Origin of the sequence: Candidatus Tisiphia endosymbiont of Parasteatoda lunata (assembly GCF_964030955.1) — a bacterium.
Taxonomy (GTDB): Bacteria; Pseudomonadota; Alphaproteobacteria; order Rickettsiales; family Rickettsiaceae; genus Tisiphia.
Genome location: NZ_OZ035003.1, coordinates 255,737 through 281,304, shown reverse-complemented (window position 1 = coordinate 281,304; position 25,568 = coordinate 255,737). Strand labels below are relative to the sequence as shown.

Annotated in this window: 22 protein-coding genes and 1 pseudogene; 13 read left to right on the top strand and 10 right to left on the bottom strand. The window is 31.7% G+C overall.

The annotated features are described in order from the left end of the window. The first annotated feature begins 30 nt into the window (after window positions 1–30). The 8 genes from AAHN00_RS01585 to AAHN00_RS01550 all read left to right on the top strand — a co-directional run bounded on the left by AAHN00_RS01585 (window position 31) and on the right by AAHN00_RS01550 (window position 9,927). On the top strand, window positions 31–387 hold the full coding sequence (locus AAHN00_RS01585) for a Na+/H+ antiporter subunit C (RefSeq protein WP_341752284.1): 357 nt from the start codon (window positions 31–33) through the stop codon (window positions 385–387). Next, window positions 384–1,790, top strand: coding sequence for a proton-conducting transporter membrane subunit (locus tag AAHN00_RS01580; protein WP_342271922.1), 1,407 nt, complete (start codon window positions 384–386; stop codon window positions 1,788–1,790). Before AAHN00_RS01585 ends, AAHN00_RS01580 begins: the two co-directional genes overlap by 4 nt. Next, window positions 1,790–3,259 carry a proton-conducting transporter membrane subunit gene (locus AAHN00_RS01575; RefSeq protein WP_342271921.1) on the top strand — a complete coding sequence of 490 codons (1,470 nt, stop codon included), beginning with the start codon at window positions 1,790–1,792 and terminating at the stop codon, window positions 3,257–3,259. The genes AAHN00_RS01580 and AAHN00_RS01575 overlap by 1 nt, the downstream gene beginning before the upstream one ends. Window positions 3,260–3,594: 335 nt before the next feature. After that, window positions 3,595–4,422, top strand: a complete 828-nt coding sequence (locus AAHN00_RS01570) for a type II CAAX endopeptidase family protein (RefSeq protein ID WP_342271920.1) — start codon at window positions 3,595–3,597, stop codon at window positions 4,420–4,422. Between the two features lie 40 nt (window positions 4,423–4,462). After that, entirely contained in the window at window positions 4,463–6,079 is a 1,617-nt protein-coding gene (locus AAHN00_RS01565) for a proton-conducting transporter membrane subunit (RefSeq protein ID WP_342271919.1), read from the top strand. Window positions 6,080–6,086: 7 nt separating this feature from the next. Continuing rightward, window positions 6,087–8,141 carry a S9 family peptidase gene (locus AAHN00_RS01560; protein WP_342271918.1) on the top strand — a complete coding sequence of 685 codons (2,055 nt, stop codon included), beginning with the start codon at window positions 6,087–6,089 and terminating at the stop codon, window positions 8,139–8,141. A gap of 202 nt (window positions 8,142–8,343) precedes the next feature. Beyond that, window positions 8,344–8,904 carry a transposase gene (locus AAHN00_RS01555; RefSeq protein WP_342271917.1) on the top strand — a complete coding sequence of 187 codons (561 nt, stop codon included), beginning with the start codon at window positions 8,344–8,346 and terminating at the stop codon, window positions 8,902–8,904. A gap of 192 nt (window positions 8,905–9,096) precedes the next feature. Next, the gene (locus tag AAHN00_RS01550) at window positions 9,097–9,927 is read left to right on the top strand and encodes a transposase (RefSeq protein ID WP_342271916.1); all 831 of its coding nucleotides are present in this window, start codon (window positions 9,097–9,099) and stop codon (window positions 9,925–9,927) included. A 128-nt stretch (window positions 9,928–10,055) separates the two neighbouring features. On the opposite strand, the gene AAHN00_RS01545 is transcribed toward AAHN00_RS01550, so the two are convergent. Further along, window positions 10,056–10,226 carry a hypothetical protein gene (locus tag AAHN00_RS01545; RefSeq protein WP_342271910.1) on the bottom strand — a complete coding sequence of 57 codons (171 nt, stop codon included), beginning with the start codon at window positions 10,224–10,226 and terminating at the stop codon, window positions 10,056–10,058. 119 nt (window positions 10,227–10,345) lie between these two features. On the opposite strand from AAHN00_RS01545, the gene AAHN00_RS14935 reads away from it, so the two are divergent. Together AAHN00_RS14935 and AAHN00_RS01540 are read left to right on the top strand one after the other, a co-directional pair. Continuing rightward, window positions 10,346–10,546 carry a PH domain-containing protein gene (locus tag AAHN00_RS14935; RefSeq protein WP_410521465.1) on the top strand — a complete coding sequence of 67 codons (201 nt, stop codon included), beginning with the start codon at window positions 10,346–10,348 and terminating at the stop codon, window positions 10,544–10,546. A 255-nt stretch (window positions 10,547–10,801) separates the two neighbouring features. Next, window positions 10,802–12,064, top strand: coding sequence for an IS256 family transposase (locus AAHN00_RS01540; RefSeq protein ID WP_342270914.1), 1,263 nt, complete (start codon window positions 10,802–10,804; stop codon window positions 12,062–12,064). A 70-nt stretch (window positions 12,065–12,134) separates the two neighbouring features. Here the strand turns inward: AAHN00_RS01540 and AAHN00_RS01535 are convergent, their stop codons facing one another. The 5 genes and pseudogenes from AAHN00_RS01535 to AAHN00_RS01515 all read right to left on the bottom strand — a co-directional run bounded on the left by AAHN00_RS01535 (window position 12,135) and on the right by AAHN00_RS01515 (window position 17,382). Then, entirely contained in the window at window positions 12,135–13,025 is an 891-nt protein-coding gene (locus AAHN00_RS01535; protein ID WP_342271500.1) for an IS982 family transposase, read from the bottom strand. A 116-nt stretch (window positions 13,026–13,141) separates the two neighbouring features. Further along, window positions 13,142–13,948 (bottom strand): palindromic element RPE1 domain-containing protein, encoded by an 807-nt coding sequence (locus tag AAHN00_RS01530; protein WP_342271915.1) that lies wholly within the window; start codon window positions 13,946–13,948, stop codon window positions 13,142–13,144. Window positions 13,949–14,123: 175 nt separating this feature from the next. Further along, window positions 14,124–14,958, bottom strand: a pseudogene (mreC, locus tag AAHN00_RS01525) (rod shape-determining protein MreC). A 3-nt stretch (window positions 14,959–14,961) separates the two neighbouring features. Next, complete coding sequence (locus tag AAHN00_RS01520; protein WP_341751642.1) at window positions 14,962–16,002, bottom strand: rod shape-determining protein; 1,041 nt, start codon at window positions 16,000–16,002, stop codon at window positions 14,962–14,964. Between the two features lie 300 nt (window positions 16,003–16,302). Next, window positions 16,303–17,382, bottom strand: coding sequence for an LptF/LptG family permease (locus tag AAHN00_RS01515; RefSeq protein ID WP_342271914.1), 1,080 nt, complete (start codon window positions 17,380–17,382; stop codon window positions 16,303–16,305). A 223-nt stretch (window positions 17,383–17,605) separates the two neighbouring features. Here AAHN00_RS01515 and pheS point away from each other — a divergent pair, with 223 nt between their 5' ends. Both pheS and pheT read left to right on the top strand, forming a co-directional pair. Next, window positions 17,606–18,655 carry a phenylalanine--tRNA ligase subunit alpha gene (pheS, locus tag AAHN00_RS01510; protein WP_342271913.1) on the top strand — a complete coding sequence of 350 codons (1,050 nt, stop codon included), beginning with the start codon at window positions 17,606–17,608 and terminating at the stop codon, window positions 18,653–18,655. Continuing rightward, on the top strand, window positions 18,652–21,033 hold the full coding sequence (gene pheT / locus AAHN00_RS01505; protein ID WP_342271912.1) for a phenylalanine--tRNA ligase subunit beta: 2,382 nt from the start codon (window positions 18,652–18,654) through the stop codon (window positions 21,031–21,033). The genes pheS and pheT overlap by 4 nt, the downstream gene beginning before the upstream one ends. Before the next feature lie 411 nt (window positions 21,034–21,444). Here pheT and AAHN00_RS01500 read toward each other — a convergent pair whose 3' ends face one another. After that, complete coding sequence (locus AAHN00_RS01500; RefSeq protein ID WP_342271911.1) at window positions 21,445–22,398, bottom strand: IS982 family transposase; 954 nt, start codon at window positions 22,396–22,398, stop codon at window positions 21,445–21,447. 1,201 nt (window positions 22,399–23,599) lie between these two features. On the opposite strand from AAHN00_RS01500, the gene AAHN00_RS01495 reads away from it, so the two are divergent. Further along, complete coding sequence (locus tag AAHN00_RS01495) at window positions 23,600–23,770, top strand: hypothetical protein (protein ID WP_342271910.1); 171 nt, start codon at window positions 23,600–23,602, stop codon at window positions 23,768–23,770. Between the two features lie 128 nt (window positions 23,771–23,898). Here AAHN00_RS01495 and AAHN00_RS01490 read toward each other — a convergent pair whose 3' ends face one another. Genes AAHN00_RS01490 through AAHN00_RS01480 form a run of 3 tightly spaced genes read right to left on the bottom strand, consistent with a single transcriptional unit; the run spans window position 23,899 to window position 25,519 of the window. After that, entirely contained in the window at window positions 23,899–24,777 is an 879-nt protein-coding gene (locus tag AAHN00_RS01490) for a transposase (protein ID WP_342271909.1), read from the bottom strand. A gap of 36 nt (window positions 24,778–24,813) precedes the next feature. Next, entirely contained in the window at window positions 24,814–25,329 is a 516-nt protein-coding gene (locus AAHN00_RS01485) for a transposase (protein WP_342272716.1), read from the bottom strand. Beyond that, window positions 25,325–25,519, bottom strand: a complete 195-nt coding sequence (locus AAHN00_RS01480) for a hypothetical protein (protein WP_342271908.1) — start codon at window positions 25,517–25,519, stop codon at window positions 25,325–25,327. Before AAHN00_RS01480 ends, AAHN00_RS01485 begins: the two co-directional genes overlap by 5 nt. Window positions 25,520–25,568 lie beyond the last annotated feature (49 nt).

Here is a 25,568-nt window from a genome sequence, read left to right as displayed (position 1 = left end):
TAAGTAGCAATGTTTTTAGAAACTATATATATCTCAAAAATTTTATATTTTTTTACACTACTAGTGTTAGTTAGTGGTTTGTTTATAATGCTAACCAGTGATAATTATGTTCGTAAAATTATTGGGCTTAGTGTAATGCAAAGTTCGGTGCTAATTTTTTACCTTATGCTTGGTAAGGTAAGTGGAGGTATTGTACCAATTGAACGTACAACACTACATAGCTATTCAAGTCCACTCCCTCAGGTGTTAATGCTCACGGCTATTGTTGTTGGATTTGCTACTTTATCATTGGGTCTTAGCTTGATTTACCGTATTTCTAAGCAATTTAATACTATATCAGAAAGTGAGATTAATTTTAGTGAAACGACTAATGATCGAAGTGAATGACATTAATTAAACATTTTCCTGCTTTGCAAGTATTGCTGCCATTTTTTGGAGCGTTATTCTCAATACTCACTTTTCGCTATAGGCTTGCCACTCGAATTATAGCAGTTATTTCGATTGCACTAAGTTTATTTTTAAGTATTTGTGGTTTATCAGCAATTAATAAAGGTGCTGTGTCATATGATTTTGGTGATTGGCATGCCCCTATAGGTATTGAATATAAGCTAGATTATCTGAACCAACCTATAATCATCTATATTAATTGCGTATTATTATTTTTTCTAATTTTTTGTAACAAATTGCTTACAACTACCGTACTTAAATTTATTGATAACAAAAGGCAATCGTTATTTTACGCAGTTCTATTATTTGCCCATAGCGGCTATCTTGGTATATTAAGTACTAATGACCTCTTTAATCTTTATGTATTCATTGAAATATCTTCATTAAGTACCTATGCACTAATGGCACAGGGTAATAACCCCAAGGCTGTCATCGGTGCTTTTGATTATCTGATGCTCGGTACGGTTGGGGCAACTTTGATATTAATAGGCATTGGATTTTTATTAAGCAGCACAGGCAGCCTTAATATGTTAGACGTTTCAATGCTTCTTAAGACGCATTATGACTCCAAAATAGTGATGCTAGGCATTAGTTTTTTTCTGATTGGCTCTATACTAAAAACAGCTTTTTTCCCTATGCATTTTTGGATGATCAGAGCCTATAGTTCAGCTGCTCCGGTTATTCTGACATATCTTGCTAGTATATCCAGTATAATTGGTATTTATATAATCTTGAGGTTCATTCATTTTACTATTGATTACAATGTGATCATTAAGTATCTATCAAATTTTATCAGCTTAATCGCTTTGATAACTATTACTTTATGTACATATTTTGCTTACAGAAGTCAAAAAGTTAGAAATATTGTTATCTATTCTTCGGCGGTGCAAATTGGTTATATGTTTTTGCTTTTAGTTATTCCTAGAGGTGAATCACTGTTATTTCCCTTTTTGTTTGCTGATAGCATTAACAAGATTGCTTTATTTCTGATCATTGCTTATTCTGATATTTCGAAACCGTTTAATATGTTATGGCGGGTCTTGGTAGTTTTTAGCCTAATTTGCAGTTGTGGTTTGCCAATAAGTAGTATGTTTTTCATTAAGCTTAGTATTTTTGAGTTGTTGGTTGTGGAAGATATGTGGCTAGAGTTTGTTATTATTGTCATAAGTTCTGCTATGTCGTTACTTTATCATTATAAAATTGCCAAAAAACTATGTTGGGATCACTATGACTATACACAATTAAAATCGAACACTAAGTATTGTGGACTAATTTTTATTAGTATAATGCAATTTTTTCTACCAATATTCTTAAACCAATTACAAATATTAGGGGGACAGTAATGTACCCTTATATTACCCCTAGTTTTTTGATTTTATCAACTTTACTGCTAGCTATGCTAAATTTAGTTACTCCCTTTATTAGTAATAGTGATAATAATACGCGTAACTCCTTATTAATTACTATTAGCAGCTTCTTTTTTGTCAATATTTTAATTATTGATTGGTTATTTCTGAAAGGTGTAAAAGCAAATCTGTCAATAAACATATATGGTAATTTTTCTATAGGGCTGCATTTAGAAGCCCTAAGCCTCATTTTCTTAACTTTACTGAGTTTCTTATGGATTTGTGCGTTAATTTACACCACCAAATATTTGGCAATCAATAATATTGATAATTCCAGTCGTTTTCTATTCTTCATTAATCTAAGTGTGTTATCTGGTGGGATGGTAGCATTATCTTCAAATCTTTTTACTATGTTTATTTTTTATGAAATATTAACATTATCAACTGCTCCATTAATTGGTCATAGTGGTGGAGATAAAGTTATGGTCGGGGTCTATAAATATTTAAAAATATTGATGATCTCGGGGATATTACTATTCTTGCCAGCCTTAATAATTATTTATGCTAAAGCAGGGCATGGTGATTTTACATCACAAGGTTTTATCGAACATTATTTTTCTAGGAGTCAAATAATAATTTTATTATTAATGTTTATTTTTGGCATATCGAAGGCAGCCTTATACCCTTTGCATCAATGGTTACCAGCAGCAATGGTAGCACATTACCCAGTAAGTGCCTTACTACATGCGGTGGTAGTTGTTAAAACTGGGCTTTTTTGTATCTATAAGATTCTGATATATATTTTTGGTCTTAAATATTTACAATCTATTTTTGCAGAATTTAATTGGATTCTTTTCTTTCCTATTATCACCATATTTTATAGTTCCTTTAAAGCCTTAACTAGTGATAATATTAAGAAGATTCTAGCCTATTCTACGATTAACCAGTTAGGGATAGCTTTATTGAGTAGCTTCATGTTTACCTCAAAATCTATAGGAGCTGCTATCCTACATTTATGTTCACATTCATTCACTAAAATCTGTTTGTTTTATGGGATGGGAAGTATTTATAGCTTAAAGAAAACTAACCAAGTTTCTGATCTTATAGCTACTGCTAAAGAAATGCCTAAAACCAGCTTTATGGTACTTATTGCCAGTTTATCCTTAATAGGCATTCCTCCTTTTGGTGGTTTTATTAGTAAATTTTATATTATGTTAGCTGCTGCAGAACAAAATCAAATATTAGTTATGGTAGTACTAGCTTTAAGTACGCTGTTCTCTGCACTGTATTTAGCAAAGCTGATAATATTTATTTATAAGCCTATTGATAATAATTCTAAAATATTTTCTATAGAAAATAAATTACCTAATTCTATGCTATTGAGTTTAGTTATATGCTCGTGCATGGTGGTATTATTTTATTTTATACAGATTTTTATTAAGAAGTTTTTTGTATTTATAACTTGAATTCGTGGTGATAGAATTGATATTATTCTCGCATATGCGGTAATCTAAAGAAATAGACAGGAAGGGTGTTTTAGACATTCTATATCTAGCACCAAAACAGGGGTGCTAAAATAACTTAACACAAATATACTGCTCGTAAATGAAGAGTTGGTAGACGATAGTATAACTTCAAGAAGAGCTAGGCAGTAGCAAAGTCGAGCAGCGTAGCGTACATGAGTAACGGAGCAGCTTCGATCTTTAGACACGACAACGCCAATTCTTGAAGTTCACCGAGTATATAAAGGAATCAGATGAACATAACTTATATTTTATTAATTATTACAGTAATTATTGCATTGTTTCATAGAGATAAAAAGTTTTTATACATAAGCATCATTATAACAAATATTGTAGGATTATCTCAGGGCGTAATAAATATCGTTGGACTAACTTTGTTGTGTTGCTTTAGTATAATGACATACTTATATTTCCACCTTAATAATGTCAATAAAGTTTTAAAAATTCTATTCTTTATAGGAGTATCCTCTTTCATAGCTGGATTTGCTTTTCATTTAATACCAAACTTCTTTAATATATTAGTTTTAAATAAAGTCCAGCTTTCTGAGTTGTCACGTCCATTTTCTATGTTTTTAAATTTTGACAAAACTATGTCTGCACTAATACTCTATTCTATAAGTAATTTTTATATTTTAGAGAAAACTATAGATGTAAAATCTTTAAAACAAACAGCTTGTTTTCTTTTACTTTGTATTGCAGGAGTTTTAATCCCTGCTTTTATTAGTGGATATGTAAAATTCGATCCGAAGATACTAAATGTGTTATTGATTTGGGCAATTAATAACTTATTCTTTGTATGTATGGCAGAGGAAGTAATTTTTCGTGGATTCTTACAGAATACCTTAAAAACTTTATTAGAACCACTTGCAGGATTTAATATTTTAGGGATAGGAGGTAAAAATGCTCATATTATTATTGCATCTTTTATATTTGGTTTAGCTCATTTTCAAGGGGGTAGCATTTATATAATATTAGCCACGATTTGTGCTTTATGTTACGGATATACTTACGATAAAACAAATAGGATCATATGTGCAATGATGGTGCATTTTGGATTAAATTTATTCCACTTAATGTTATTTAGCTATCCTGCTGCAAATATATAAGTCAGGTTAACCTATCTCTTCATCAAATTGAGGCTAAATAATGAGAAATGCATTTTATAAAATATTTTATATTATTGCAATAATCTATCCTATAGTTGCTGGCATATTATTAATTAACAACAAAGATGAGATGGTAGTTAATCTATACAATAATAGTTTTGTTATTAATTTTAGTAGTGAAAATAAGCTAATAGCACTTGCTTTTATTGTTGTAACGCTGGCTACTAACTTATATGCCATTAGTCAAAACAGAAAATTTGAGGTACTGATAGGTAGTCTATATTCAACAGCTTCTTTGATCTGTTTATTTGCTGGGGATTTTATTTCGATGTTTGCTTCTCTAGAAATGATGATGATATTTGCTGCTTTGTTGATTTTTTATGGCAATTACAAAAATAGTGTTAGAGCAGCAAGACAATATTTGCTTACCCATCTTATAAGTGGTAGTCTTATTTTAATAGGGATTAGTTATATAATTACTCACACCTCTAGTTCACAAATTATTTCTCTTACCTCATTGACAGAAAATCAAGAGGCTGGTTTTATATTTTATGCTCTAATACTTTGTGGTTGTTTGATTAATGTAGCTAGCATACCTTTTTCTGGATGGATTGTTAATTGCTATCCATTTGCTTCAAGCTCAGGGATGATATATTTAACTAGCTTTACTAGTAAAATATCGATAATTATACTCCTTAAACTATTTAGTGGCTTAGAAATACTTAAATTCTTTGGATTATTAATGATTATATATGGCGTGGTTTATGCTTGCCTAGAAGATAACATCAAAAGATTAGTAGGTTATCTTACTGTTTCTCAGCTTGGATTCATGCTAATTGCTATTGGCACAAAATCTCAACAAGCAAATTTAGGAATCTTAGTTTTTCTTTTTGTCCATATACTGTATAAAGCTTTATTTTGTTTATACGTTGCTATATTAATAGACAAAGAAAATATAGAGAATTGTTCTGAAATAAAAGGACTTTACTCATGGAGAAGCCCTTTATTGCTTGGTAGTTTAATAGTTAGTGTATTGTTCATTATAGCCTTGCCTCCTTTTGCTAGTTTTGTTACCAAAATTGTTGTAACCAATGCTTTGGAGCAAGATATTAATTATTATGCTATTTTCCTACTCAAGATTGTCACATGCATTGCTTTATTTTCTGCGGTTAAATACAAATCTTTGATTAGTGGTTTTTACCTTAAGTTAAATATTCTAACTAAAGTTAGTTTATTTGTCATGCTATCGTTTTTATTAGCAACTAGCTTTTGTTTAGAAGAAGGTTTGAAACTAGTATGGTCATCTTATCCTATTGAAATAATTGATACAAATTGGTTGGATTTAGTAAAACAAATGGTAATAATAGTAATAGGTATAATATTCGCCTTAGTTCTTAGTAAAACGATTTCTAGGCGTTCAACTGCCAACATAAATTTAGACTTATTTCAGTTTATTGAAAATAATATTCGTCGTATTTATTCTAAATATCACTTAGTGGGGCAGGGGTTTCATGATAGACTAGGGGCGGAGTACCCTGTTTTTAAGAGAGTAGAAAAAAATACTTTACGTAAGATGAAATCTTGGCATAATCAGTCAACATCTCTATTAGTAGTAATGATATCATTAATTACTTTTATAATAATCAGCACTAGATGAGGATAAAATGAAGCCACCCATAGCTAATAAGATCGATTATAGCTTTACATTGCACGGTCAGAAAATTACAGATGAATATCACTGGCTTAGAGATATCAAATGGCCTAATGTTAACGATAAAGAAATCATAGAATATTTACAGGCAGAAAATAAATATTCCGAGCAATTTTTTCAGCCGTTACAAGAAGAAAAAGATAAAATCTTTGAAGAATTAAAAGGCAGGATTAAGCTTGCTGATCAGTCAACTTATGTAAAAAAAGATAATAATTATTATTATATTATAACTGAAGAAAATACCGAATATCCGATATATTGCCGAAAGATAGGGTCAGTGGATGCTTCGGAAGAAATTATATTAGATATCAATGTTCTTGCCAAAGATAATAAATTTACTGATGTAGGTCTAGTAGCCGTTTCTCCTGATCATACGTTACTAGCTTATAGTGTTGATTTTACCGGTGATGAGAAATATACAATTAAAATCTATAATTTAAAGACCAAACAATATTTACCAGATGAAATACATAATGTTAGTCGCAATATAATTTGGCATGAAGATTTGAAAGGGTTCTTTTATATGCCGATTAATGAGAATTCTCGTTGTGATAAATTAATGTTCCACTCTTTAGGAGATGTAATTTCCAATGATAAGTTAGTACATCATATAACAAATCCATTATATCAGTTGAATGCAGGCAAATCATCTAGTCGACAATATATTTTTATTGATATTTTTGGTCATAATGAAAATGAAATATATGCTATAGAAATGAGTGATCATAGCTTCCATCCTAAACTTATTAGAGCTGCAAAGGATGGGATTTTTTATAATGTTAAGCATAATGGTGATAATTTTTATATTAATACCAACGAGGGGGCAAAGAACTTTCGTATAGTATTAGTAAATGTACATAATTTTCAAAATGATTTATGGAAAAATGATTATATACCGGAAGACTCGGGTAAATATTTGTCAAGCTTTGCCATCACTAGAAATTATTTGATAGTTAATTATCGTGATCAAGGATTACCAGTTATTAAAATAAAACATCTTAAAGAACAGGATGAGAAAATTATCCACTTCCCGGATGCTGCTTTTACTGCCTCAGCCATGTCTACTAATTTTGATGAAGATGATATTCGAGTAAATTATTCTTCACTTGCTAGACCAAACACCACTTATAGTTATGATTTTGATAGTGACCAATTGTCGATATTGAAAGTACAAGAAATCCCAAGTGGCTTTAATCCTGAAGAATATATGGTAGAAAGGATATTTGCTGATAATGATGGGGTTAAAGTACCAGTTACCTTATTATATAAAAAATCGTTATTTAACAAGGATGGAAAAAATCCTTTATATTTATATGGTTATGGTTCATATGGTGTTAGCATACCAGTATCTTTTCGGAATACAGCTATTTCTCTTGTAGATCGTGGGTTTGTCTACGCTCTTGCCCATATTAGAGGGGGAGATGATCTCGGGCATGATTGGTATGAGGCTGCCAAGTTCCTCAATAAAAAAAGAACTTTCGATGACTTTATTGCGGTTAGTAAAGAGCTAATTAAAGAAAAATATACTAGCCAAGGTAATATAGTAATCTGTGGCGGAAGTGCAGGGGGGATGTTAATTGGTGCGGTCATTAATAAACAGCCAGAATTATTTAAAGCAGCACTTGGCCATGTACCTTTTGTTGATGTATTAAATACTATGCTCGATGAACAATTGCCATTAACCCCTAGTGAATTTAAGGAATGGGGTAATCCTAAAGAATTAGAGTATTTTAACTATATTAAGTCTTATTCTCCGTACGATAATATAAAAGCCCAAAATTACCCAAGTCTATTTATCACTGCTGGAATCTCTGACCCTAGAGTTGGCTATTGGGAAGCGGCTAAATGGGTAGCAAAGATTCGAGCAACAAAACTCGACGATAATATATTATTGCTAAAAACTAATATGGATTCAGGGCATAAAGGTTCTTCTGGTCGTTTCGATTATCTAAAAGAAGCAGCTGATGATATAATATTTATATTTAGGGTTTTTGGTATAATCAATTGACTATATTAAGATTATTATTAACCAGCTATTGACTCGTATTTTTATAAATGGTAACATGAGATTTATGATTTACACAATAAATAGTCTGTCCGGCAAAACTCTATAAGTCTTATAGATAATAGGGTTTAATGGCAGAAAATAATAAAGAAATCCATAAGAAAATGTTAAAATATGCTAATAAACCTTATGGATTTCAGTCAATATGCCAATAGAAAATATTATCAAATCACAAAAACAAGGAAAACTTTTTGGTTATAAATTAAAAGAAGAATTAAACTCAAATAATAAGCTATATAAATTAAGAGAATTAATAAATTGGTCTGGTCTAGAAGAATGGTTATCAAAAAATGTTTCTATTAAGAGATTTGGTAGAAATAGAAAATGTCATAGAGTGATGCTTGCTGTAACGATGCTACAAGCAATGTATAATTTTTTAGATTCATTAGCAGAGGAAGAACTAAAAGAAAACATGTATTGGCAATATTTCTGTGGGTGGGAATATATAGAAACAGATATAGCGATGTCGGAAACTAGCATAAGAAGATTTCGTAATTTATTAGGTGAATCTGGATATAACGAGATATTAGCAGAGTTGATAAGAGTTGGAATAAGAACTAACACAATTAAAAAAAAAGATTTAGAATTGATAATTGCTGATACAACGGTACAAATTAAGAATATCAAGCACCCACATGATGTTTATTGTCCCACTTTGGGAGAAAAACCCCGCACTTGCAGTGCGTCGTTTCAACATAAATTTTAAATATCTTATCAAGAAAAGATAAGAATGAATCATACAGATATTTTTTAACAAAATCTTACACTTCACAGATATATTCTTTTTGTGTTGTGACACTTTCTAAATGAGCCATACACAAATAGTTTCTAACTTTTAAGTTAGTACATACATGAGGCATTCATGCCGTAATATTAAGCTCTGCACTTGCAGTGCAGAGTGGTTAACTTAATGGATAAAGCTAGGCTTAGTATTGTGAAGCTTTGCCAAAGTTTGGGTATAAGTTTAAACGAAACCTACGCTAGAACCTATAAGCGAGATATAATAAAGCTCTGGAAGTATAAAGAGCATAGCAAAGCCAAGAAGCGTTGGAAAATAATGAAGCATTTAAAAACGTTACTTGGTCGTTTGGTTAGAATATGTGAGCGTGAGATAAAAAATCAGAAATTAAACTTATCTATCAGAGATCAAGAAGTATTGAAAAAAGTAAAACAAATACATAGCCAATCTGTTTTAAAAAGAGAAGAGAAAAAGCAATACAAAGAACAGAATAAAATATTGTATAGTTTTCATGCCCCTGAGGTAGAGTGTATAGGGAAGGGAAAACGAAACAAGCTATATGAGTTTGGCAATAAAGTTGCGGTAGTAGTCAGTGGTCGTAGAAATTTTGTACTGTCAGCAAAATCGTTTCATAATAATCCTTATGATGGTCATACATTGCAGCAGAGTTTTGAAGCGGTAGAAAATGTAACTGGAATAAAGATAAAAAAATCGTTTGTTGATCTTGGTTATACTGGCAGCAATGTTAAAGAGAAGAGTAAGGTATATACCCCAAAAACTCGGAAAAAGTTATTGAAAGAAGACAAGTGTATGATCAGGAGACGCAGTGCTATAGAACCAATAATAGGGCATTTGAAACAATATGGCAGGATGGGCAGAAACTTCTTGAAGGGTGTGATAGGAGATGTGATCAATCCAATAATCTCTGCTATAGGTTTGAATTTACGATGTATTGCCAATCATTTACACATCATGCCTAACTCTACATAAAAAAATTATCATTAAAAAACTTGCTAAACGATTAAAAAAAATCGTTAACAATAAGCTCATGTAAAAATTTTACTAAAACAGAAATTTTTCAATAAAATTGAAAACAATTTTTAATTTTAGTGCAAATATTAGAATTTTTTTTGTAAAAATTTTATTGTCCCACTTTGGGAGAAAAACCCCGCACTTGCAGTGCGTCGTTTCAACATAAATTTTAAATATCTTATCAAGAAAAGAAAAGATAAGATATTTTTTAACAAAATCTTACACTTCACAGATATATTCTTTTTGTGTTGTGACACTTTCTAAATGAGCCATACACAAATAGTTTCTAACTTTTAAGTTAGTACATACATGAGGCATTCATGCCGTAATATTAAGCTCTGCACTTGCAGTGCAGAGTGGTTAACTTGATGAATTTATAATTGACAAAGATAAAATATCTTATACCAATAGTTTTATAAATTATAAACAAAAGAACATTAAATACGAAGATATTAAAGAAATCACTTTAAAGCAAAATTTTATTCAAAGGTGGTTTGAACTTGGAATAATTTCAATGACTACTAATGCCAGTATAGAAGGTGCAGGGATTGATTTTTTCAACTTAAAATCCCCATGAAGTTTACGAGTTGATTCAAGCAAGAATAGCTGAGCATAAGAAATCATAATTAAAATAACCATATGCAATGATAGGAAAAACAAATGAACCAAATAATAACGAATGACCATAATTCTTTGATAGAGGATATAAAACTTCTGATAACTCAAGCCAAAAACCGAGTAGCAAGAGTCTGTCCTATAGTTTGTGTAAGTTGCAAAGAAAGCAGTAAGAGATTACTGTAAAAAAAGTAACTTAAGCAAGCAAGGAGGAATTATGGCTAAAAAATTAGATACAGATAAAGATACATTAGACATCAGTAATCAGCTAGTAGAAGAATTATTATCAAAAGCAGATCCATCGGAGTTATTTGGTCGAGATGGTTTATTTCAACAGCTAAAGAAGCAAATAGTTGAGAAAATATTAGCAAGTGAGTTGGATCATGAATTAGGATATTCAAAACATAGCAAGATGCCAAAAGTAGATAATAATCGTCGTAATGGTAGCTATGAGAAGACAGTAATTGATGGGGATGGTCGTAAGCTGACAGTAGAAGTACCAAGAGATCGGGAAGGAGAGTATAATCCTCAATTAATACCAAAAGGGCTGAGGAGATTTAATGGATTTGATGAGAAAGTGATATCCCTTTATGGTCGCGGTATGACAGTCAGCGAGATCCGAGGGCATTTAGAAGAAATATATCAAACTGATGTATCTGGTGACTTGATATCCACCATAACAGATGGGGTGATAGAAGAAGTAACTAGGTGGCAAAATCGTTGTTTAGATAGGGTGTATCCAATATTATACTTGGACTGTATCTATGTAAAATCTAGAGACAATCACATAGTAATAAATAAAGCAGTATATTTAGCACTTGCTGTAAATATAGAAGGGAAAAAGGAGTTACTTGGCATTTGGATAGGCAAAAATGAAGGTGCTAAATTTTGGATGCAAGTAGTTACTGAGCTAAAGAATCGAGGAATTGAACAAATTTATGTTGCTTGTGTGGATGGTTTAAAGGGCTTTCCAGAAGCTATAAGCAGTGTATTCCCGAGTACTATAGTACAATTATGTATTGTACATATGGTTCGCAATTCAGTAAAGTATGTGTCATATAAAGATTTAAAAGAGGTCACATCAGATCTAAAACAAATTTATACAGCTAATAATGACGAAATGGCACGTTTAAAACTTCAGCAATTTGGTGTAAAATGGGATAAAAAATATCCGGTAATTTCTGATATTTGGCAACGTAATTGGTCTGGGATAATACCGTTTTTTGCCTTTCCTGAAGAGATCAGAAAGGTAATTTATACTACTAACACTATAGAATCTGTAAATCGTCAAATTAGAAAAATTATCAAAAATAAGGGGGTGTTTCCAGATGATAAGTCAATTCAAAAAATAATATTTTTATCCCTACAAAATGCAGCCAAAAAATGGACCATGCCTATTAAAGATTGGTCTTTAGCTTTAAATCAATTTGAAATACTTTGTGGAGATTTTAAATATGATTTATTGGAAAATAAAAAATGAACTTACACAAATTAAATGATTGACTCAGTAGCAAAAGTAGCAAACTCTGAGATGACTATGGTATATTACGTCAATTCGGGATAAGGATATTGTGAACATGTAGATTAAAATCAAATTTTGTTGAAGGTTTATTTTTCTTTAATGAGTAAGCAACAAGAGTAGATAATATATGGACAAAGGAATTTATTGGTGATCTATGTCTAGTATGTTCAAGGTTCATTTTATTTTTTAGATAATCAAAAACTGTTTCAATTAAGTTACGCTTTCGAAGTAAGATTTTTTCTTTCAAATCCATTAATTTATTTTCCATATTCTTCTTAATTCCATGAATCATTTTTAAGCCTCTTTCATATAAATTTAAGAACAAATTTTGCTTAATATAACCTTTATCAGCTGCTATAATTCCAGTTAATCTTTTTGTTAACTCCGGTACTGGAACCCTATCATCTACATTGCCTTTGGTCACTTTTAATGCCATAAACTCCCCTTTATTATTGATTATTACATGTAATTTAAAACCATAAAAATACCCCATAGAGGATTTACTATGTTTGGCTAATCCTTTAAAAACTTTATTGCTATAACGCCTTTTATTGTGACAAGCTTTAATCGTTGTAGAGTCAATAAAATAAATACCTGTTTCCTCACCAAACAACAAATGAATCAACATATTTAGCGGTATGAATAATCGTGCCATTAATTCAACAAATCTATTATAACTCAAGGCTTTGGGAAAATCATCCTTATGCATGCACTCTATATAACTTTTATAGAAAAATTTAAAATTCTTAGCATAGGATGTATGAAACATAATTATTATTGTTAACATTTCACTTAGACTCATACTACAACAGCGATTTCTTTGCTTATTTGATGGTAATAACTTTCTCTGTTCATACTCCAAATAAATTTTACAAAAATCATCTATAAAACTATATAATTCTGTGATATCTTTTTTCATGCCTGTAGTTTGTTTTTTTGTTTAAAAATATAAATACTGCAGGCACTCCTTTTTGACAATCCTTTTATCTATTACTATTTCATCTATATCTTATCCCGAACTGACGTAATATATAATCACTCAATACCCAAAATCTTATGAGTTTGTAAGGAAAGGCGATGACCATACTTAATGGTCAAATCAATAGCTAACCGTTCATTTTCTTTATTTAGCAACAGATTATTTTGATCCATAGGCTGAATAAATACTGGTATATTATACTTCCTTTGTCCTACTTCTGGTATGTTAGAGTATTTGGGTATATTTTTAGCCACCAAAAATTTTAGGGCATTAATATGAGATAGTAAGTCATCTCTCAATAGTGCATAACCATTTTTCCCAGCTTTTGGTGAGCAAACTATATGGACTTTATCTGGAAGATCACGATATAATGTGCCATTAGTTTCAATGTGCACTATATAATCCAAATCTAATAATTTGTAGCACAATAATTCTATAGGTTGACGAAAAGGCTCACCACCAGTTATAACCACTAATTTGATATTAGATATCTTGCATAATTCTACTTTTGCTGGTAATTTGTGCGTGCTACCGGTACTCTGCCCCTCACGTAGATCTAAATACGCTGGGGATTGAGATTCCATGACTCCTGCAAATTCCCTAGCAGAAGCGAATTCTGCAAGAGGTCTATTAATTGCCAGTTTTTCAACTTCTTCGATAATATTGTTAATAGTTAATATATTAAAATCTTCAAAGTCGGTATCGCAGAAATTACAAGCAAGATTGCATCCGCCAAGCCTAATAAAAATAGCAGGCATACCTACAAAAGGCCCTTCTCCCTGAATAGTCTTAAAAATACTTTTGATTTCTAGATTAGTTCCATCATTAAATATTGCTGGTCTTTTAGGATTTTGTCCAAACATAATATACTCAGGTAGAACTTCAAGAATTAAGGTCGTTGTGTCTAAAGATTTCAGCTGCCTAGTTACTCATGTACGCCTAGCTGCTCGACTTTGCTACTGCATAGCTCTTCTTGAAATTGACCTCTTCGTCTATCAACTCTTGAAATAATAGCAGTATAAAAGCCAATTATTAGATTCATTGAGGAAGCAATATACTGACAAACTCAGTTTTTGATAAGTCAACTACAGGCTTTACAAGAACCTTTTCTGCATTTGCTTTTTTTACGTAACTTACCGTTATGCCGTAAGGGTAAATATTACCATAACCAGATGTTATAACTTTTTCACCTTTTTGGACAAGATGAGTTTTTGGTAAATAGAGTATTTTGCTACCATTACCATAACCACTCATGATACCTTTCTCTTTTGAAGACACGGTAGTGATCGGGATTCGAGAGTTTACGTCATTAACTAAAATTATTTTAGAGTAATTGTTGCTTACTTGTATTACTCGCCCAACTAATCCTTCACTGTTGGTAACTATCTGATCAACTTCCACACCATGTCTTACTCCAGCTGACACTAAAGCAGTTTTACTGAAGGGGTTTAATGAAACACTTAGTAATTTAGCACTGACATAGTTATATTGTTCTTCTTCTACAACTGATAGTAGTTCTTTATTCTCAGATTGGATCAAATATATATTACTCATTACTCTGTAACTTTCTTAGTCTTGCCACTTCTAATTGTAGTTCGATATTTTCTCTTGCTAAGTCTCGTAAATAAATAAAATTTTGGGTTATTAAATTAATTTGCTTAAATATGTTTTCATGAATTAGCAATCCACCAAAAATAACATGTCCAACGACTTCAAGAGAAATGGAAGAAAATCTTTTTGGAGCAGCAAGAAATAAGTAAAGTGAGGCGATAACAAAAAATAAAACGAAAACACGTCTCAAAGTAACAAGTATAAATCTAGCAAACTCTACCATTTTACTAGAACGCTTTATTCTGTTTGCAAGTAATGCCATTGGTTAATCTTGTTTAAATAACACATGCTTAAATTTTTGAAAATCTTCTAGTACTTTTCCCGTACCAAGAGCTACGCATGATAGTGCTTGATCAGCAATAATTACCGGCAGTTTAGTTGCTTCTTTTAGGACATGATCTAAGTTTCGGAGTAATGCCCCACCACCAGTCATAACAATTCCTGTATCTACAATATCGGATGAAAGCTCTGGAGGAGTGCATTCCAACGCCACTTTTACTGCTTCTACAATTTGACTAATTGGTTCAATTAGACTGTCAGCAATTTGTCTTTCGTTTAGTAGCATTTCTTTAGGGATACCATGGATTAAATCTCGTCCTTTAATTTCCATTACTCTTGGTTCTAAACTATCATCTACGTAAGCAGCTCCAATCTGCTTTTTGATTTTTTCTGCTGTAGCTTCGCCGATTAGTAAATTATAATGCCTTCTAATATAAGAAATAATAGACTCATCCATTTTATCGCCACCTACCCGTACTGATCTAGCATACACAATACCACCTAATGATAGGACGGCTACTTCTGTTGTCCCTCCACCTACATCAACAATCATTGAACCAGTTGCTTCTGTTACTGGTAAGCCGGCACCAATTGCTGCTGCCATAGGTTCTTCTATAAGGTATACATCTCTACCTCCTGCACTCTCTGCTGCTTCTTGAATAGCCCTACGCTCAACTGGTGTAGAACCTGAGGGTACACAAATTATAATCATTGGACCAGTAAATGATCTACGATTATGTACTGTTCTGATGAAATATTTTATCATTTCTTCAGCTCCCTTAAAGTCGGCTATAACACCATCTTTTAGTGGTCTTTTTGCTTCAATGTCTGTTGGGGTACGTCCTAACATATTTTTTGCTTCCTGACCAAATGCGTATGGCTTAAATGCTCCGTCCACTTTAATCAACGCAACTACAGAAGGTTCGTTAAGTACGATTCCTTTGCCTTTGACATACACTAAAGTATTAGCCGTACCAAGATCTATGGCCATATCACATACAAATTTCCTGAAAAAGTTTGTTAGCATTTTTATTTCTCCAAAATCAAATCATTTTAACGCATCAGGTTTCTTGAGAATGCATAATAACAAAATTACTGAAAAATAATATACATATATTTGGCAGTTAACCACTCTGCACTGCAAGTGCAGAGCTTAATATTACGGCATGAATGCCTCATGTATATACTAACTTAAAAGTTAGAAACTATTTGTGTATGGCTCATTTAGAAAGTGTCACAACACAAAAAGAATATATCTGTGAAGTGTAAGATTTTGTTAAAAAATATCTTATCTTATCTTATCTTTTCTTGATAAGATATTTAAAATTTATGTTGAAACGACGCACTGCAAGTGCGGGGTTTTTCTCCCAAAGTGGGACAATAAAATAGCTAAGAAAGGGGGGGTTGCATTATATGCGAGTATTTTAAACAAAATCTCTAATAGGAAATAAATAATAAAACCTAGAAATAAGCCAATTACTAAGATTTTTTCTTGAGAATTATCACGTTGCTTGAGACTAAAAAAGCAGGCTGCTAAAATCACTGTGGTAGCCATAATTATAGGCTTAAATAATTGTTTATAGAAATAAATTTGATAGTTAGTTATTGGCAAACCAAATTCTATTAAATGTTTAATTGTATCTGGTAAATCCCAAATAGCAATCATCTCAGGATTTATAAAACTATTTAGTAAGTTACTTATTGATAAATTTGTTGGAACGGTAAAATGCTCATATTGTTTGACATTATAGTTATCCGAAATTTTTACAGAAGTTAGTTTTAAATTATTATCAACTAAAATAGCATATTCCCCATCAATTCTTTTTAAGAAATTATTTTTGTCATCTAAAAATAATATAATAATCTTATTTAACTTATTGTTCACTACATCAATAGACCCAGCCTGAATAATTCTTTTATCGCCTTGATAATTCTCAAAAAATAGTAAACCAAATTTTGATATTATCAAATTATTAGATGTCTTTTTACTCAATTTTGCTTCTAAAGATTCATATTTTTGTAAACCAAATGTACCAATAGGGTTGCATATAGTTATTAGTATTATACCAAAAATCACCGTTGCAAAAACTGGAACAGCAATAACCCTCCAAATATGGATACCATTGCATAAAATAGTTATTAGTTCGTTATGTTTAGTTAGTCTTTTTAGAAAAAATAACATCGCAATGAAGCTAAGAAGAGAAGCTACTTCATTAACTAAATAAGGTATTTTATATAATACAAGTTTCCAAAAAAAATGTGTTGGGATATATACAGATTTAAATTTTTGCAAAAGGTCAAAGATATTTGAAAGAATTAAAACCCCGATAAGCAGAAGCAATATACCGATGAAATAGCTACAATATAGCCTGAGTAGGTAAATTGAAAGAGTTTTAAAATTAATCATTTTAAAATAAAAATTGGTGACCGTAGTGGATGATTTTACAACCAAAAGTGAAATAAAAACTATTATAAAACACTATTACTAATATAATAACTATATCAGTAATAATACTCGATAATCAAGTTTTTTTCTAAGTCATTGTCAATAACATGTTATTGACATTTGCTTCTAATTAATCTAGAGATATAGTCTAATATTTATGGCTCGATATTATTATTAACTTGTTATGAATCATCTAAACCAAATATTAAAATCTGCACAAAGCAGAATAGAATTAACTCAAGCTCTATCAGAGTTGCAACAAATTAGGGTGGAGTTTCTTGGGAAACAAAGCTTACTTAACCAAGAAATGAGAAAGCTTGGTAGTCTTGAGCAAAATGATCGTAAAAAGTTAGGCGAGGCAGTTAATCTGCTTAAAGAACAGATTAGTAATTTGCTAGAAGCAAAACAAGCAGCCTTGGAGGAAATTGAATTAAATAAACGATTTGCTGAAGAAAAGACAGATTTAACAATTCCAGCTCGGCAGTATAAGAAGGGGAGCATACACCCCATTACCCAAGCTACTGAAGAATTAATTCAAGTATTTACAAAATTTGGGCTAACCATTAAGGATGGTCCAACTATTGAGAACGATTGGTATAATTTCACTGCCCTAAATTTTTATGAAGATCACTCAGCAAGGCAGATGCACGATACTTTCTATCTAAAGGCAAAAGAGGCAGAATACCCCCTATTGTTACGTACTCATACTTCACCCATACAAATCAGGACGATGCAACATGGTAAACCGCCTTTTAGATTTATTGCTCCTGGTAGAACTTATAGGTCTGATTCCGATATGACACATACACCAATGTTCCATCAGATTGAGGGTTTAGTGATCGATGAAAATATCAATATGGGGCATTTAAAATATGTTATCACTGAATTTATCAAGGATTTTTTTGAACAAACAAATATTGACATACGTTTTAGACCAAGTTTTTTTCCGTTTACCGAGCCATCGGCAGAAGTGGATATTAAGATGCAGGGTAGCAATAAATGGCTTGAGGTGCTTGGTTGTGGTATGGTTCATCCAAATGTTCTTAAAAATGTTAATATAGATAGTGATCTCTATCAAGGGTTTGCCTTTGGTCTAGGTGTTGAGCGTTTTGCTATGTTAAAATATGCTATCAAGGATTTCAGGCAATTTTTTGAAGGAGATATAAGATGGTTAAAACACTATAACTTCTCTGCTTTTGACTTGCCAACTCTAGCTGGAGGATTAACAAGATGAAATTTACTTTATCTTGGTTAAAAAAATTCCTAGATACCGAGAGTTCTGTTGAGGAAATTGCTGACTGTTTGACCATGCTTGGTCTAGAAGTGGAAGAAATAGTAGATAGAAGGACGGAGCTAAAAGATTTTGAAGTAGCTCACATATTATCTACTACACCCCATCCATCGGCGGATAAACTTAAGATATGTCAAGTCCAAACTAATGAGGAAATTTTACAAATAGTTTGTGGAGCAAGTAATGCTAGGGAAAATATTAAAGTAGTACTGGCAAAAATAGGTTGTGAAATCGCTAATGGTAAATTTAAAATTAAAGAATCAGTAATTCGCGGAGAAAAAAGTTGCGGAATGTTATGTTCTGAAGAAGAACTATTAGTGGGCACTAATTCTGATGGTATAATAGAACTGATGCCCGATGCTAAGATAGGAGAGTCACTTATACAATATTATGGGTATGGTGATCCAATCTTTGATATTAATGTTACCCCTAATCGTGGTGACGCTCTTGGTGTCTATGGTATAGCTAGAGACCTAGCTAGCAAGGGTATTGGTACGCTTAAAGAATTAGAAGTGCCATCAATTGCTGGAGAATTTGAATCTACATTAACCTTGCAGGTAGAGAATAAAGAAGCATGCCCATTATTCTGCTTTCGGGAAATAAGAAATTTACAAAACAAGACAAGCCCTGATTGGTTAAAGCAATTATTGCAAAATATTGGGCTAAAACCGGTTTCAGCCCTAGTGGACGTCACTAACTATATATCGTATAGTTTCGGGCAACCAATGCATGCCTATGATAGAAGTAAATTATCAGATAAGCTGCAAATTACACTACTTAAAGAGAAAACTAAATTTCTAGCTTTAAATGGCAAAGAATATGATTTAGATGAAGAATCTTTGGTAATTCAAGATGATAGGCAAGTACTTACTCTTGCTGGTATTATAGGAGGTGATAGTAGTAAAAGTGAACTTGGAACGCAAAATATTTTGCTAGAAGCGGCGTGTTTTTCTGCTAAATATATTACTAAAACGGGGAGATCTCTACAGATTGATACTGATTCGCGTTATCGTTTTGAACGCAATATTGATCAGGCATTTACCTTAAAAGCCTTAAATATTGCAAGTAAAATGATTTTAGCTATTTGTGGAGGTGAAATTTCTGATATAGTGTATAATGAAGGGTTTGCTTTTGTGCAAAAATCCTTGGACTTCCCTATAAATTGCCTAGCTAAAATAACCGGTCTAAACTTAAGCAAAACAGAGATTTGTAACATTTTAAAAAATCTTGGCTTTATTATAGTAGATATAGGCGATACTCTCAAACTTACCATACCATCTTGGCGACATGACATCACAATTAAAGAAGATATTGTTGAAGAAATTGTTCGTATTTACGGCTATGACAAATTAGAGCCGATTAAATTACCAGAAATGCAACTAACAAGGATTATACCTAAAGAGCAACGAAGAATTTCTGATATTAAAAGAATTTTAGCCACTTGCGGGTATGATGAAGTTGTAACAAACTCATTCATGGATAGTGAAATAGCAAAATTATTTGCTCCAATAAAAGAGGAATTATTTCTACTAAATCCTATTAATGTTGATAATAATTATATGCGACCTAGCATCATTGCAAATTTACTTAAATTAGTTCAAAAAAACTTAGCAAGATCAATTAGAGAAATTGCCTTGATGGAAATAGGGCCAATCTTTAACTCTTGTAAATCTGATGGTGAGTTAGTTTTTGCTTCTGCAGTAAGATGTGGGCTATATAATGAAAAAGATTATCATTCTGCAGCTCGCTTAGTAGATGTTTTTGATATTAAATCTGACTTAGAAAATGTTTTAAATTATGTAGGTCTACCGATTGATAAGTGCCAATTTTGTCCAACTGAGTTACCTTATTACCATCCGACAAAATCAGCCCTTATAAAACTTGGTAAAAATATTATAGCCTATTTTGGGCAAATTCATCCCTCTATATTAAAATATTTTGATATTGACTGTCAGATATTTGCCTTTGAAATAGATATTGCCAATATACCATTTGCTAAAGCAAAATTTGCTAAAAGAGACGAGTTTATTGTTTCTGACTTCCAGCCAACCTTTAGAGACTATGCTTTTGTAGTTGATCTAGAGCAGCCGGTTAGCAAGATAATTGCTTATATCAAGAATTCTAATAAAAAAATGATAAAGTCTGTTGATCTATTTGATATTTATTCGGGAGATAAACTACCTTCCGGTAAAAAATCAGTGGCAATTAAGGTGCAATTTCAAGCAGATGATCGGACGTTAAATGAAGCAGACCTAAATTTGTTAAGTCAAGAAATTGTTACAATTGTTCATGAGAAATTCCAAGGTAAGTTAAGAGAATAAACTCCTACTTTCAGACTAAATATATATCCAAAAAATGCTAAAGTAACCTAAGTATCGATATGAGACATGGATTTAACATTAGACTTCTTTCGAAACTCTACTTCTGCTGGTGATTTGGACAATGATGCGGTACTCGAATCCGTAACGGAATTAGAGTACGCTGCGGTTCGAGGTGAAGCGTCTCCTTCACACCCTTGCGCACAAGCGAGTTTCGAAAGAGGTCTATTCTCGATGTTCCACGAAGGCACAACTGTTGGAAGTTAAAAAATCGTCTAAACGCCGTTAGGCACTGTGGCAATCTTCATGATAGTCAAGACCTTCTTCACAAGATTGTGCCACGTCGCCGCTTGCAGCGACTCCTCGCAATGACGGTTTAAGCCTTACAACAGCACTTCGCTAATAGACGATTTTTTAACTTCCAACAGTTGTGATACTCACTCCACCGCTCCTGCTACCCAATCCTCCTGAATTACGTGAATTCGGGATAAGGATATTGTGAACATGTAGATTAAAATCAAATTTTGTTGAAGGTTTATTTTTCTTTAATGAGTAAGCAACAAGAGTAGATAATATATGGACAAAGGCATTTATTGGTGATCTATGTCTAGTATGTTCAAGGTTCATTTTATTTTTTAGATAATCAAAAACTGTTTCAATTAAGTTACGCTTTTGAAGTAAGATTTTTTCTTTCAAATCCATTAATTTATTTTCCATATTCTTCTTAATTCCATGAATCATTTTTAAGCCTCTTTCATATAAATTTAAGAACAAATTTTGCTTAATATAACCTTTATCAGCTGCTATAATTCCAGTTAATCTTTTTGTTAACTCCGGTACTGGAACCCTATCATCTACATTGCCTTTGGTCACTTTTAATGCCATAAACTCCCCTTTATTATTGATTATTACATGTAATTTAAAACCATAAAAATACCCCATAGAGGATTTACTATGTTTGGCTAATCCTTTAAAAACTTTATTGCTATAACGCCTTTTATTGTGACAAGCTTTAATCGTTGTAGAGTCAATAAAATAAATACCTGTTTCCTCACCAAACAACAAATGAATCAACATATTTAGCGGTATGAATAATCGTGCCATTAATTCAACAAATCTATTATAACTCAAGGCTTTGGGAAAATCATCCTTATGCATGCACTCTATATAACTTTTATAGAAAAATTTAAAATTCTTAGCATAGGATGTATGAAACATAATTATTATTGTTAACATTTCACTTAGACTCATGCTACAACAGCGATTTCTTTGCTTATTTGATGGTAATAACTTTCTCTGTTCATACTCCAAATAAATTTTACAAAAATCATCTATAAAACTATATAATTCTGTGATATCTTTTCTCATGCCTGTAGTTTGTTTTTTTGTTTAAAAATATAAATACTGCAGGCACTCCTTTTTGACAATCCTTTTATCTATTACTATTTCATCTATATCTTATCCCGAACTGACGTAAGTTAGAAGCAATTGAAGAAGATACGACTTGCAATAAGCTTATTCTCAAACCAGCTACTGCCTTTATTGGGGATTGGATTAAGAATAAGTACAGCAAAGATTTGGAATATGCTTGCAGTAAACTGAATTATACTTTTGAGTTTATGAAAGTCGATAGAATGGCTGGGCTGTAAGCTGTGGCAAATAGCATCTAAAGCTATTTTAAATATCTTTATAGAAGGATTTTAATTTTTAGCTTTTTAAAAATATTAAAAACAAATAGCACTATTGTACGAGTCTGTATTTGCGAAATTTAAGGTATTATTGCAATAACAAACAAAAATTTGAATTGGTAGTTAAGTTGATGAAACTAATTGTATTAAGCGAGAAAAAAATGATTACGATAAGGTTAATAATAATCAAGAATTATTTAATTAGGGTTGAAACCAAAATAAAACCAAACTCAATAACAACCAGCTGAAGCTGGTGGGTTGATATCTAGACTGGAAGTCGCTATTACTCTAAAGAGATATTACTAATGCTTGTGCTGTCTCTCTGATCCTAATTCTTATAAGTTACCCTGCAATACTTTTGTAGCGATATTTAGTGATCCAAACAACATGAAAGCGATGGTAAAATACAGTGTGGCTAGTCTTGTTATAATCTGTCATATATGATATTTTAATATACATAAGAGCTTGCTCTTATGTATATTAAAATATCATATATTCAAGTTATAGTGAATTGAAATATTAGAACAAGGACTGAAGTCTTTCCCAGCTGAAGCTGGGGGTTTTAACCAAAAAGGTGACTATAAAAAATTATCAAAACTTAAAAAACTTGATAGTAATGCGGCTTATAAGTGTACGAACCTCTGATAAAGAATCATAAGGGTGTACCTTAAATTGCTATTTATAGCTATTTTGCCAAGATTTTAAGCAAATTTTGTTACTTTTTTTAGTCCGTCCGCCAAAAATATTTAAAGCCCCCCATAATCTATGATTGAGTTAACCACTCTGCACTGCAAGTGCAGAGCTTAATATTACGGCATGAATGCCTCATGTATGTACTAACTTAAAAGTTAGAAACTATTTGTGTATGGCTCATTTAGAAAGTGTCACAACACAAAAAGAATATATCTGTGAAGTGTAAGATTTTGTTAAAAAATATCTTATCTTTTCTTTTCTTGATAAGATATTTAAAATTTATGTTGAAACGACGCACTGCAAGTGCGGGGTTTTTCTCCCAAAGTGGGACAATAAAATTTTTACAAAAAAAATTCTAATATTTGCACTAAAATTAAAAATTATTTTCAATTTTATTGAAAAATTTCTGTTTTAGTAAAATTTTTACATGAGCTTATTGTTAACGATTTTTTTTAATCGTTTAGCAAGTTTTTTAATGATAATTTTTTTATGTAGAGTTAGGCATGATGTGTAAATGATTGGCAATACATCGTAAATTCAAAGCTATAGCAGAGATTATTGGATTGATCACATCTCCTATCACACCCTTCAAGAAGTTTCTGCCCATCCTGCCATATTGTTTCAAATGCCCTATTATTGGTTCTATAGCACTGCGTCTCCTGATCATACACTTGTCTTCTTTCAATAACTTTTTCCGAGTTTTTGGGGTATATACCTTACTCTTCTCTTTAACATTGCTGCCAGTATAACCAAGATCAACAAACGATTTTTTTATCTTTATTCCAGTTACATTTTCTACCGCTTCAAAACTCTGCTGCAATGTATGACCATCATAAGGATTATTATGAAACGATTTTGCTGACAGTACAAAATTTCTACGACCACTGACTACTACCGCAACTTTATTGCCAAACTCATATGGCTTGTTTCGTTTTCCCTTCCCTATACACTCTACCTCAGGGGCATGAAAACTATACAATATTTTATTCTGTTCTTTGTATTGCTTTTTCTCTTCTCTTTTTAAAACAGATTGGCTATGTATTTGTTTTACTTTTTTCAATACTTCTTGATCTCTGATAGATAAGTTTAATTTCTGATTTTTTATCTCACGCTCACATATTCTAACCAAACGACCAAGTAACGTTTTTAAATGCTTCATTATTTTCCAACGCTTCTTGGCTTTGCTATGCTCTTTATACTTCCAGAGCTTTATTGTCCCACTTTGGGAGAAAAACCCCGCACTTGCAGTGCGTCGTTTCAACATAAATTTTAAATATCTTATCAAGAAAAGATAAGAATGAATCATACAGATATTTTTTAACAAAATCTTACACTTCACAGATATATTCTTTTTGTGTTGTGACACTTTCTAAATGAGCCATACACAAATAGTTTCTAACTTTTAAGTTAGTACATACATGAGGCATTCATGCCGTAATATTAAGCTCTGCACTTGCAGTGCAGAGTGGTTAACTATATCTCGCTTATAGGTTCTAGCGTAGGTTTCGTTTAAACTTATACCCAAACTTTGGCAAAGCTTCACAATACTAAGCCTAGCTTTATCCATTAAATAAACATCATGTGGGTGCTTGATATTCTTAATTTGTACCGTTGTATCAGCAATTATCAATTCCAAATCTTTTTTTTTAATTGTGTTAGTTCTTATTCCAACTCTTATCAACTCTGCTAATATCTCGTTATATCCAGATTCACCTAATAAATTACGAAATCTTCTTATGCTAGTTTCCGACATCGCTATATCTGTTTCTATATATTCCCACCCACAGAAATATTGCCAATACATGTTTTCTTTTAGTTCTTCCTCTGCTAATGAATCTGAAAAATTATACATTGCTTGTAGCATCGTTACACCAAGCATCACTCTATGACATTTTCTATTTCTACCAAATCTCTTAATAGAAACATTTTTTGATAACCATTCTTCTAGACCAGACCAATTTATTGTCCCACTTTGGGAGAAAAACCCCGCACTTGCAGTGCGTCGTTTCAACATAAATTTTAAATATCTTATCAAGAAAAGATAAGATAAGATATTTTTTTAACAAAATCTTACACTTCACAGATATATTCTTTTTGTGTTGTGACACTTTTTAAATGAACCATACACAAATAGTTTCTAACTTTTAAGTTAGTACA

Bases quoted from the DNA above. Each gene is read 5' to 3' on its own strand.
- AAHN00_RS01580 (WP_342271922.1), top strand. From the start codon at position 384: ATGACATTAATTAAACATTTTCCTGCTTTGCAAGTATTGCTGCCATTT.
- AAHN00_RS01575 (WP_342271921.1), top strand. From the start codon at position 1,790: ATGTACCCTTATATTACCCCTAGTTTTTTGATTTTATCAACTTTACTG.
- AAHN00_RS01565 (WP_342271919.1), top strand. From the start codon at position 4,463: ATGAGAAATGCATTTTATAAAATATTTTATATTATTGCAATAATCTAT.
- AAHN00_RS01560 (WP_342271918.1), top strand. From the start codon at position 6,087: ATGAAGCCACCCATAGCTAATAAGATCGATTATAGCTTTACATTGCAC.
- AAHN00_RS01555 (WP_342271917.1), top strand. From the start codon at position 8,344: ATGCCAATAGAAAATATTATCAAATCACAAAAACAAGGAAAACTTTTT.
- AAHN00_RS01540 (WP_342270914.1), top strand. From the start codon at position 10,802: ATGGCTAAAAAATTAGATACAGATAAAGATACATTAGACATCAGTAAT.
- AAHN00_RS01535 (WP_342271500.1), bottom strand. From the start codon at position 13,025: ATGAAAAAAGATATCACAGAATTATATAGTTTTATAGATGATTTTTGT.
- AAHN00_RS01530 (WP_342271915.1), bottom strand. From the start codon at position 13,948: ATGTTTGGACAAAATCCTAAAAGACCAGCAATATTTAATGATGGAACT.
- AAHN00_RS01520 (WP_341751642.1), bottom strand. From the start codon at position 16,002: ATGCTAACAAACTTTTTCAGGAAATTTGTATGTGATATGGCCATAGAT.
- AAHN00_RS01515 (WP_342271914.1), bottom strand. From the start codon at position 17,382: ATGATTAATTTTAAAACTCTTTCAATTTACCTACTCAGGCTATATTGT.
- pheS (WP_342271913.1), top strand. From the start codon at position 17,606: ATGAATCATCTAAACCAAATATTAAAATCTGCACAAAGCAGAATAGAA.
- pheT (WP_342271912.1), top strand. From the start codon at position 18,652: ATGAAATTTACTTTATCTTGGTTAAAAAAATTCCTAGATACCGAGAGT.
- AAHN00_RS01500 (WP_342271911.1), bottom strand. From the start codon at position 22,398: ATGAGAAAAGATATCACAGAATTATATAGTTTTATAGATGATTTTTGT.